General features: G+C 59.9%; 6 protein-coding genes and 2 pseudogenes. 4 read left to right on the top strand and 4 right to left on the bottom strand.

What is annotated here, in order from left to right:
- Both CO664_RS27965 and CO664_RS27970 read right to left on the bottom strand, forming a co-directional pair.
- Positions 1 to 1,353: an LLM class flavin-dependent oxidoreductase gene (locus CO664_RS27965; RefSeq protein ID WP_097540570.1), complete on the bottom strand. Its 1,353-nt coding sequence runs from the start codon at positions 1,351 to 1,353 to the stop codon at positions 1 to 3.
- A gap of 72 nt (positions 1,354 to 1,425) precedes the next feature.
- A pseudogene (locus CO664_RS27970) lies at positions 1,426 to 1,869 on the bottom strand (NAD(P)H-dependent oxidoreductase); the annotation flags it as partial.
- A gap of 630 nt (positions 1,870 to 2,499) precedes the next feature.
- On the opposite strand from CO664_RS27970, the gene CO664_RS27980 reads away from it, so the two are divergent.
- Positions 2,500 to 3,291: a DUF1194 domain-containing protein gene (locus CO664_RS27980; protein ID WP_097540573.1), complete on the top strand. Its 792-nt coding sequence runs from the start codon at positions 2,500 to 2,502 to the stop codon at positions 3,289 to 3,291.
- Between the two features lie 301 nt (positions 3,292 to 3,592).
- Here CO664_RS27980 and corA read toward each other — a convergent pair whose 3' ends face one another.
- Positions 3,593 to 4,558: a magnesium/cobalt transporter CorA gene (corA, locus tag CO664_RS27985; RefSeq protein WP_097540574.1), complete on the bottom strand. Its 966-nt coding sequence runs from the start codon at positions 4,556 to 4,558 to the stop codon at positions 3,593 to 3,595.
- Between the two features lie 293 nt (positions 4,559 to 4,851).
- On the opposite strand from corA, the gene CO664_RS27990 reads away from it, so the two are divergent.
- Positions 4,852 to 6,753: a potassium transporter Kup gene (locus CO664_RS27990; RefSeq protein WP_097540575.1), complete on the top strand. Its 1,902-nt coding sequence runs from the start codon at positions 4,852 to 4,854 to the stop codon at positions 6,751 to 6,753.
- 463 nt (positions 6,754 to 7,216) lie between these two features.
- Here the strand turns inward: CO664_RS27990 and CO664_RS31475 are convergent.
- Positions 7,217 to 7,561 (bottom strand): annotated as a pseudogene (locus tag CO664_RS31475) (restriction endonuclease); the annotation flags it as partial.
- Positions 7,562 to 7,639: 78 nt separating this feature from the next.
- Between CO664_RS31475 and CO664_RS28000 the strand changes: the two are divergent.
- The gene (locus CO664_RS28000; RefSeq protein ID WP_097540576.1) at positions 7,640 to 8,404 is read left to right on the top strand and encodes a DUF2726 domain-containing protein; all 765 of its coding nucleotides are present in this window, start codon (positions 7,640 to 7,642) and stop codon (positions 8,402 to 8,404) included.
- Between the two features lie 113 nt (positions 8,405 to 8,517).
- A complete protein-coding gene (locus CO664_RS28005; RefSeq protein WP_176536699.1) occupies positions 8,518 to 9,426 on the top strand; it encodes a hypothetical protein in 909 nt (302 codons plus the stop codon).
- Positions 9,427 to 9,848 lie beyond the last annotated feature (422 nt).

Below are 9,848 nucleotides of genomic sequence, written 5' to 3' on the forward strand. Positions count from 1 at the left end.
TCACTCGGCGGCCTGGATGGCCGATCGCGCGGCTGACCAGCGATTGACGGGGAAAGGCAGGCCGAGATTTTCGCGGAGCGTCCTGCCCTCATATGCCGTTCGGAACAGGCCACGCCGCTGCAATTCCGGGATCACCAGATCGACGAAGTCGTCGAGCGCTGTCGGGAGCCATGGCGGCAAGATGTTGAAGCCGTCGGCGGCTTCATTTTCGAACCATTCCTGCAGTGTGTCAGCGATCTGCTCGGCCGTGCCGACGATCGTGTAATGGCCACGGGCGGACGCGATCCACTGATAGAGCTGGCGAATGGTGAAATTGTTCTCGTCAGCGATCTGGCGGATAAGCGCCTGGCGGCTCTTCATCCCTTCTGTTGGCGGCGCGGGCGGTAGCGGTCCGTCGAGATCGTAGCCATGCAGGTCGAGTGTGCCCCCGGTCAGGCCGTTCAGGAGGCCGATGCCATCCTCTTCAACAATCAGGGAGGTCAGGCGCTCGTAGTTCTCGCGCGCCTCGGCTTCCGTCCTGCCCACGAAAGGAGAAACGCCGGGCATGACGAGGATATGATCCGGATTGCGTCCGAGGCGGCGGGCGCGCCCCTTGATGTCACGGTAGAACTCCTGGGCCGTTCCGATGTGCTGATGGGCAGTAAAGATCACCTCGGCAGTGGCGGCAGCAAGCCCGCGGCCATCGTCGGACTGGCCCGCTTGGACGATGACCGGATAGCCCTGGGGCGATCGCGAGACGTTGAGCGGGCCGCGCACCTGGAAGTGCTCGCCGCGGTGGTCGCTTTCGTGCAGTTTCTGCGCATCGTAGAAGACGCCGCTTTCCTTGTCGCGAATGAAAGCATCGTCTTCGAAGCTGTCCCAGAGCTTCATGACGACTTCGACATGCTCGGCGGCGCGATGATAGCGCGCCGCATGAGGCAGTTGCGTCTCGCGATTGAAGTTCTGCGCCGTGAGATCGCCTGTCGTGGTGACGACGTTCCAGCCAGCTCGGCCGCCGGAGATCATATCCAGGGAGGCGAACTTGCGTGCCGTGGTGTACGGCTCTTCGTAGGTCGTCGACGACGTGGCGATGAAGCCGAGATGCGTAGTGAAGGGCGCGAGAGCCGAAAACAGCGTCACCGGCTCGAATCCAGCCACGCGGGCGTTGCCGCCCTCGCGGGCACCGCCAAAGCCGATCGCTAGATTGTCTGCAAGGAAATAGGCGTCGAAAAGGCCGCGTTCGGCCGTCTGGGCCAGGCGCTTGTGAAACTCGAGATTCGTAGCCCCATCGGCTGGCTGATCCGGATGCCGCCAGGACGCGACATGCTGTCCACCGCCAGGGAGAAATGCTCCAAGTCTGATCTTGCGTGCCATTTCAATTCCTTTCCATTTCAGCTCAGTGCGAAGGCTTCCAGCTCTGACCGCGGGGGAACCCGGCTGCCGTGATCATTCCGCCGCAGCCACCGGCTGCACCGACATCGGAAAGAACGCCGCCAGTTCATCGACCGCCTGGGCAATCCGTCGACGCAGCGGTTCCGCCGCGATACGCGACTCGGAAAAGTCGCGATCGGACGCGTAGATCGCCGTTGGCAGCGTATGGGCCATGAAGAACCCGAAGAGCGGTCGGAGTTGGTGCTCGACCATCAAGGCGTGCCGATCTCCGCCGCCGGTTGCGGTGACGACGATCGGCTTGCCCCGCAATGCCAGCGGTTCGATCAGGTCGATCAAATGTTTGAACAGACCTGGATAGCTGCCTTTGTAGGTCGGCGAACCGACGACCAGGACATCGGCGGCGATAATGTCATCGATGAGCTGGCGCGCATTGGGATCGAGGTCCTCATATCTCTGAGACTGGCCCAAAGAAGGACCGGCGTCATGAAGATCGTAGATCCGACGGCGAAATCTGTAGCGTGCGGACGCGAGCTTTATGTACTAAAGGAAAAACGTGATTGTTCCGGGACGCGCTACGGGAAAACTTTGCCCATGCTGCGGGAGGATTTGGTATTCAGGAGCCCTGGGTTGCAATCGTGGTCATGAAGCCGGAATGATCCATATCAAGGTTAACATTGGCTTTGTCGGTCGACCGGCCATTCGGCGCCTTATTCGGCAACTGCCGCTTTCCACACCCGAAAGGTCACTCCGGGCTTCTTTCCGGTGACCTGTTTTCGCGGCAGATGATTGTCACATGGATTCCCGTGCGAAGTTTTCTGAGAAGATGGAAGGCAGTCCGCTTTTCAGAAGAGGAAGCCGATGACATTTTCGCCATTTTCACGCGGCCTCAGCCGTGTGCACGCTTATGGCTTGCGTGCCCGGTGGCGTCTCCGGTTGACAATCGAGTCCCGGGCCTTGAGCAGCATCCTGCAGTATCCTTTGGCCATCCGTGCTCCTGATGAAGTTTCGGGCGCGCTTCAGGCGACGCTTTGCCCCGGCGATGCGAGCAGCTAAGATAATGCCGCGGGCGAGGCGTTGTTCCTGAGCCCTGCCCATGCGCACGTCTCAACCAACGTGGGGGCCGAGACGATGTTCAAAGTGCTGGCATTGATACTGGGATTCGTCTGTATCCCTATCCAGGCAGCGGCAGCCGAGGAGGTCGATGTCGAGCTCCTTCTCGCAGTTGACATGTCCGGCTCGATGGACATGGAGGAGGCGCGCGTGCAGCGCTCCGGCTATGTCGAGGCGCTGAAGCACCCGGATTTCATCAACGCCGTCAAAGGCGGCCGCCTCGGACGCATTGCCATCGGCTATTTCGAATGGGCGGGTCTGGTAAACGAGGACTCCGTGATTTCGTGGCAGGTGATCGACGATGCTGACGACGCCTACGCCTTCGCGGCCAAGCTGCAAGGACGCCCAGTCGGAACACGGCGCGGAACGTCCGTCTCGAATGCGATCATCTTTGGCACGTCGCTGATCGAGTCGAATGAATTCTCGGGAGAGCGCCGGATTCTGGACGTTTCGGGCGACGGACCGAACAACACCGGACCGCCGGTCACGCCAGCTCGTGCTGAAGCGCTAGCCCGCGGCATCATCATCAATGGCCTTGCGATCGTGATCCGTCCATCCGCCTCGTCCGGTCCTCTCGACCAATATTATCTTGACTGCGTCGTCGGCGGTCCCGGCTCCTTTGTGCTTGCCGTGCACGAGGCCGAGGATTTTGCCGTCGCCATCCATCAGAAGCTGATTCTTGAGGTGAGCGGCCGCTCTCCTGCAGCTCGTTTGCGTCTCGCCGCGGATGAGCCGCCTGCAGACTGTCTAATGGGCGAAAAGCTGAGGCCGGGCTTCCTGGACCGGGTCTATCCCGAGACGAATCGGTAGGAAGCGCTGGATGTTTTCCTCGGCCAAATCCATTCTCGATCTTGTCGGCGCGCCGACGATGAGTCTGCCGCCCTCGCATGCCGGCTGCTCGGTCGCGTCGCTGCGCAGGTTCATTCACTGACGGAACGGGCGTATTCGGCCCGGCATGCTCGGGCCGCGGGCTGCCCCTGGAGGGATGATCACCGCCGCTCGCATGAATCGCGCTGCTATCGGGATCGTGCGTCGAGGCATCGCAAAGCGGCGGGCACGCCGGGGTGAAGAGATGCCCCGCACAGCGTTCGCTGAGATCGGATCACCAAGATCATAGCCAGCCTGCTTTCCTGAAGCGGTAGAAAAGGAAAGAACATAGCAGCGCGATCGTCGCGAGAACCGCGAAATAGCCGTAGCGCGTTTCCAATTCCGGCATATGCTCGAAATTCATACCGTAGATTCCGGCGATTGCCGTCGGAACGGCGAGGATCGCGGCCCAGGCGGCCAATTGACGGGTGATCGTGCCCTGCCGCTGTTGCTCGAGGAGATTGCTGGCCTCGAACACCGAGGTGATTACCTCGCGCAGACCGCTAACCATCGCCTCTACTCGCCGGACATGGTCGAGCACGTCGCGGAAGTAAGGCTTGGCGTGGTCGTCGATGCATGGCAGATCGAGGTTGGCCAGCTTGCCGACCACCTCCGACATGGGTCCGAGAATGCGCTGGAACAGGATGACCTGCCGGCGCATACGGAAAATCCGGCGAATCTCCTCGCGCTCGAGAAAAGCGACCAGCATGTGCTTTTCCATCGCCAGCACCTTGTCCTCGATCGTTTGCACGACCGGAAGGTAGCTGTCGACGATGAAGTCGATGATCGCATGCAGCACGTAGTCCGGCCCCTTCTGCAGCAGTTGCGGCGAGGCCTCCAGTTGCGCGCGAAGCTCGGTGTGCGCACGCGCCGAACCCTGCCGAACCGAGATGATATGGTGTCGACCGACGAACAGCGCCGTCTGACCATAGGCGATCTTGTCGCCCTCGAGGTGTGCGGTCTTGGCAACGACGAACAATTGCTCGCCGTAAATGTCGACCTTCGGTAGCTGGTGCGCATTGCGCGCGTCCTCGACGGCAAGCTGGTGGAGCCCGTAGGCTTGCTGCAGCGTCGCCATCTCCTCGGACGTCGGGGCGTACAGGCCGACCCAAGCGAATTCATTTTCTTTGAAGGCAATCGGCGTGGCGGAGAGCGGTAACTCCTCCGCGCGCTTTCCGTCCCGGTACATGAACGAGGCGACTACTGGCATGGCATTCCTTCTTTTTCAGCTGCGAAGTGGGGCGGCAATAGCACATGTTCATCTTCAAAAGCGCTACTGCGGCGCGCAAGCAGGCACCGAGGAAGCGGACCGCCTCTGATACGGCTTAGGTAAAAGGCGATAAAATACCTGTGCAAGAGGCGGCTCTTTTCGACGGATCAAAAGAGCGGACGCGAAACTTCTCGTAGCCTCTAGCGTTTGCGGAGAAACTGGATTTGCCGATTTCTTGCGCGTGACGAATATCTGGCCCTGCCATACAGGCCGCTGCTGACGTGGAGAACTTAATGAGTGCCTCCCTCGACCATCCACCGGCACAGGCCGATAACCTGCGCCGGTTTCTGGCGCTTACCCTTGGATCGGTCGGCGTGGTCTACGGTGACATCGGAACAAGTCCGCTCTATGCCTTCCGTGAGGCGCTCCGCCCCTTTGCGGCAGGTGGTGTGGGGCGCGAAGAGGTCGTCGGTCTCATCTCGCTGATGATCTGGACGCTGACGATCATCGTCACCTGCAAATACGTCCTCTTCCTGCTTCGTGCCGACAACGACGGCGAGGGGGGCACCCTGTCATTGCTTGCCCTGCTCCTGAAAAAGGCAAAGCGGTATACGACAGCGATGTTCGTGGCCGGTATTCTGGGTGCCGCCCTTTTTATCGGCGATGCGATGATCACGCCGGCGCTTTCCGTTCTGTCAGCCGTCGAGGGGCTGAAGCTCGTCACGCCAGCGCTTCACGATTACGTCCTGCCGATCTCGGTCGGGATTATCGTGCTGCTGTTTGCCGTCCAATCCCGTGGCACCGGAGCCGTCTCGGTCTTTTTCGGACCGATCACCCTCATCTGGTTTTTGGTGTTAGGAGGCGCCGGTGTCGCCCATATCGGTGACGATCTGGCGATTCTCGCGGCCTTCAATCCCGCCCATGCGGCTGCCTTCCTATGGAATGCCGGTCTCGTCGGTTTCATCGTGCTCGGCGCAGTCTTCCTCACGGTGACAGGAGCGGAGGCGCTTTACGCCGATCTCGGTCACTTCGGGCGCAGTCCCATCCAGGCGGCCTGGTTTGCAATCGTGTTTCCCGCATTGGCGTTGAACTATCTCGGGCAAGGCGCGCTGGTGCTCTCCCATCCCGATGCGATCTCTAATCCGTTTTTCCTGATGTTCCCGAACTGGGCGTTGTTGCCGGTGGTGATCCTTGCCACCGTAGCGACGATCATCGCCAGCCAATCGGTGATCACTGGAGCGTTTTCGCTCGTGCGGCAAGCGATCAACCTTGGCTTCCTTCCAAGGTTTCAGATCTGCTTCACCTCGGAAACGCAGACGGGTCAGATTTATCTGCCCATAGTCAACACCGCGCTGCTGATCGGCGTGCTGGTTCTCATGTTTGTGTTCGGGAGTTCCGAAGCCCTTGCCCCCGCCTACGGTGTATCAATCACCGGCGCCATGATAATTGACACGGTTCTCGCCTTCGCGTTCGTCCGCTATCTCTGGAACTGGTCTGGCCTGACCGCAACTGCGTTTCTGCTGCCTCTTTTCTTGCTTGAACTGATTTTCCTCGGCGCCAACTTGTTCAAGATCCACCACGGCGGCTACGTGCCCATCCTCTTCGCCGGCATTGTGATGACGCTGATGTGGACCTGGCGAAAGGGCGTCAGGCTCTTGCGCGAAAAGACGACCCGCCAGGACGTCCCGCTCGGCCAGTTCTTGGCCGCGATCGAACGCAAGTCCGAGCATGCTCCTGCTGAGGTGCCGGGGACCGCAATCTTTCTCACCGCGACACCCGACACCACTCCGGCAGTTCTCTTGCACAACATTAAGCACAATCACGTGCTTCATCAGCACAATGTCATCCTGACCATCAAGACCGCGAGGGTCCCTTATGTGCCGGAGAAGGAACGCCACACGCTCACAAAACTCTCTGACCGGTTCAGCAGACTGGAGCTGAGGTTCGGCTTCATGGACGAGCAAGATGTTTCACAGGCCCTCGCACACTGCCGAAGGGAAGGCTTTAAGTTCCAGATCATGTCAACGTCCTTTTATCTAGGGCGGCGCAAGCTCGTCGCAGACGCTCAATCCGGCCTGCCGAGATGGCAGGACAAGCTCTTCATAGCGATGGCCAACTCGGCGATTGATCCAACCGACTACTTCCATCTTCCTCCGAATCGCGTCGTCGAGCTTGGGGAACAAGTGATCATCTGACAGTAGAGGATTCGGCTGACTAAACGCAGCAGTTCACTTTGCAGTATTTGGACACGCCGGCCTTTTGGATTGATAACATGGGACTACGGCGGTTCTGTGCCTGTTGCTTCTTAACTTTATTGTCGAGGCCTAAAGCCAAGGCTCGGCAAGTGCTTGCACAAGACGCCCTCGAGGCGGATGCAGACTCCCAATAAAGGAAATTCCAAGCTTACCGGCGTCATGACCGAAGACCAAGACGGCAGGCGCTGTCTAGGGGGAAACCAACGCCGCGCCCTCAAATACGGCTTCGCGCGCGCATTGCTGTCATTCCGCGGCTTGATCTCCTACATCAGCTCTCCACCCGACTGAGACGATCGGACGCCGGCAACAAGCCGCCAGCCCGAGATCGACTCCTATCCCTCGCCTTGAGGAGAATCGAACCGCGAACCCTATGCCGGTGCCTCAGGAGAAAGCACGGCCACGCTCAATGTTTAAAGCAGTTTTCCCGGTGCCATCGGAGGAAGTGCGGATGCGGCCTTTCGAAAGCCCGCTGCGGCACGATTGCGCGACCCGTTCTGTTGATGAGCGACAGGATGCTCTCCGGATCGTTCACCTGCCGTGAAACAAGGATTTGCAGATCGTCGGAAAGGCTGATCAGACCTCGGTCGAACATCCATTGGGCGGTCCCGGAGATCCCATTGCCCAAGAGTATCAGGGCCGCTGGCTTCCACTGGTCGAATGTGCGCGGCATCGACTTCGGCCCGGCCGCCGCCGTTAATCACTTCAGTCCGGTGATCGCGCACCGCTTGTCGTGGGCTTTGAGGACGAGGGATTAACCACTTTGTGTAGCTTTTCGCAAACACACTCCCGCGTTTACGATCTTCGCGCAAAAATGGCGGAGTGGAGTATGCAGTATCGCCAGAAGTCGGTGCTTTTCGCTGCACCTGGACTCGTTATCGGGGTGGTCGCGGTAGCTGCTGCCGGCGGCATGACCGTAAGCGATTTTGAGGCGCCTGAGCTGCTGATCGCTGCCCTCTTCGTCGGCGTTATCGTCGGCATGGCTATTGAGCAGATCCTCTCCAACATGCGGAGCCAGCAGGCGGCCATCCGTCATCTGGATATAGCCGATGTCCAGGCATGGCGGCCAAGGAACCGATCACGCTGGCAGGGAAATCGCAGCGGCCCGAAGTTGGTCGCTGGGCCCTGGCTTCCGAGGCCTGTCCCACAGGCGCCGAATGGATTCGATGCGCCGGAACAATTGCGGATCGTGATGGGCGCGAACTACGTCATTCAACCGCTCCTCAACAAGAGCGAAGCGCGCGTGTTCAAGGAGCTGGACCGCATCGTGATTAGCTGCAACCCGACTTGGCAAGTGATGGCGCAGGTCTCGTTGGGAGAAATTATCCGTAGCGAGGATCCGCTCGCGCACCGTTGCATCAACGCGAAGAGGGTAGACCTGCTGCTGGTGGATGGCAATTGCCAACCTCGGCACGCAATCGAATACCAGGGCGGGGCGCATTACCAGGGTGACGCAGCCGCGCGCGATGCAGTCAAGAAAGAGGCGCTACGACGTGCAGGGATCGGCTACTACGAGGTTGTGGCTGGCCGCACGACGCCGGCAGAGCTTCGGCTGTTGATCGAGAAGTTGGTGGACAAGCCGAATGTTAATTAGCGCTCTGCCTCCGTTGACTGATTCTGTGCATCACCGGTCTACCCGCGCCGAAACAGGCACGGCCGCCCGCACATTCAGCCCTGCCCGACGGGTTGATTCACATGGGGAGTAGAATGATGCCTGAATGGCCGGCTGCTTCAGATATCACCGTAGATTTCGCGGCAGTTCGCCAAAACCTGTTTCCGGCCAGTCACGCAGCGATCAGCGACTGGCTTGCATTCCCCTGGCATCGTGACCGCAACAACCGAATTCAAGCGCACAAGGCGCATTCCTCGCAAGCCATCGCCATTGATGTGTTCGGCACGCTCAAGATGAGCATGGATCGCGACCGGGTCCTCGACGCCATTGCTCGGCACGTCGGCGTGACACCCGGCGGTCCCTGGTCCTTAACCCTTGAGTGGACAGATGCCGAACGTCTCTTGGGAGAGCCCCGGCCAACGCAAGTCGACGCCCTGGCGGTTGGTTCAGATGCGGTGCTGGTCATCGAATGCAAGTTTACTGAAGCGGGGGGAAAATGCAGCCAAACCGCCTTGTCGCGCACCGGAAAGCGCCAGTGCAATGGCAGCTACGCCGAGCAGGTCAATCCGGCCAACGGCGTCCGCTCGCGCTGCACCCTCACAGGCAAAGGAATTCGCTACTGGGATTACATCCCTCAGGTTTTCGCCATAGACCCGGCGGCTGAGCATGCGCCCTGCCCTTTCGCCGGCGACGCCTATCAATGGATGCGCAACGCGGTTTTGGCGGCAGCAATTGGCAAGCACCGCAACCTCCACGCCGCTGCGGTTGCCGCCTTTGCCGACCATCCAAGTTTTCCGACGGCTCGGAAGGCAAAACTGGGCCTGTTCGATGCTGGGTTGGGCGGCCAGGCCGCAATCACGCCGATCTCTTATCAGGAGATCATCGACATTGCTCGCCAAATGGGCCTGGATCAGCAGCTTTGGACCGACCTTTCTGCGTGGGTCGGCCAAAAAATCACGACGGTCTCATCTCGGCACTCAGAAACCGCCGTCGCCACCGGCTAGCAGAACACAGCGGATTGCTTCACTCCCCAATGGCGCTGCTACATGCACCGCATGCGGTTCCGGTCGATACATTATGCGATTTTCGAAGCACAGAACGTGAACGAAGGTTGCTGGCTGCCGGCGGCTGAGGCCGTCGGTGCTGTGTCCAGTTCGCCGGTGTCTGCTCCGCAATCCCGGTAGTCCAGTGCCTTCGGCAGCAACGCAGCCTGTCTCGCGCCTGGATGAGGCCGTCGTCAGCATGCCCGCCTGTGAAGGGAATCGAACCGTCGGCGGCGTCGCCCGCTATACCTAAGCCTCTGATCCCTTGGCTATCACGTTGGTTAAGAGTCTTCGAAGCTTATGTTCAGGACCTACGCGAAATCAGGACAATGCCGCGGTGTTCGATATCGCCACGCTCGGCAATCGCAGCTGACCGGCGTTAC

Source organism: Sinorhizobium sp. NG07B (assembly GCF_002532005.1).
Lineage (GTDB): Bacteria > Pseudomonadota > Alphaproteobacteria > Rhizobiales > Rhizobiaceae > Sinorhizobium > Sinorhizobium fredii_C.

What these genes read in the sequence shown, in the direction of transcription:
- CO664_RS27965 (WP_097540570.1), bottom strand. Translation starts at nt 1,353, where the DNA reads ATGGCACGCAAGATCAGACTTGGAGCATTTCTCCCTGGCGGTGGACAG.
- CO664_RS27980 (WP_097540573.1), top strand. Translation starts at nt 2,500, where the DNA reads ATGTTCAAAGTGCTGGCATTGATACTGGGATTCGTCTGTATCCCTATC.
- corA (WP_097540574.1), bottom strand. Translation starts at nt 4,558, where the DNA reads ATGCCAGTAGTCGCCTCGTTCATGTACCGGGACGGAAAGCGCGCGGAG.
- CO664_RS27990 (WP_097540575.1), top strand. Translation starts at nt 4,852, where the DNA reads ATGAGTGCCTCCCTCGACCATCCACCGGCACAGGCCGATAACCTGCGC.
- CO664_RS28000 (WP_097540576.1), top strand. Translation starts at nt 7,640, where the DNA reads ATGCAGTATCGCCAGAAGTCGGTGCTTTTCGCTGCACCTGGACTCGTT.
- CO664_RS28005 (WP_176536699.1), top strand. Translation starts at nt 8,518, where the DNA reads ATGATGCCTGAATGGCCGGCTGCTTCAGATATCACCGTAGATTTCGCG.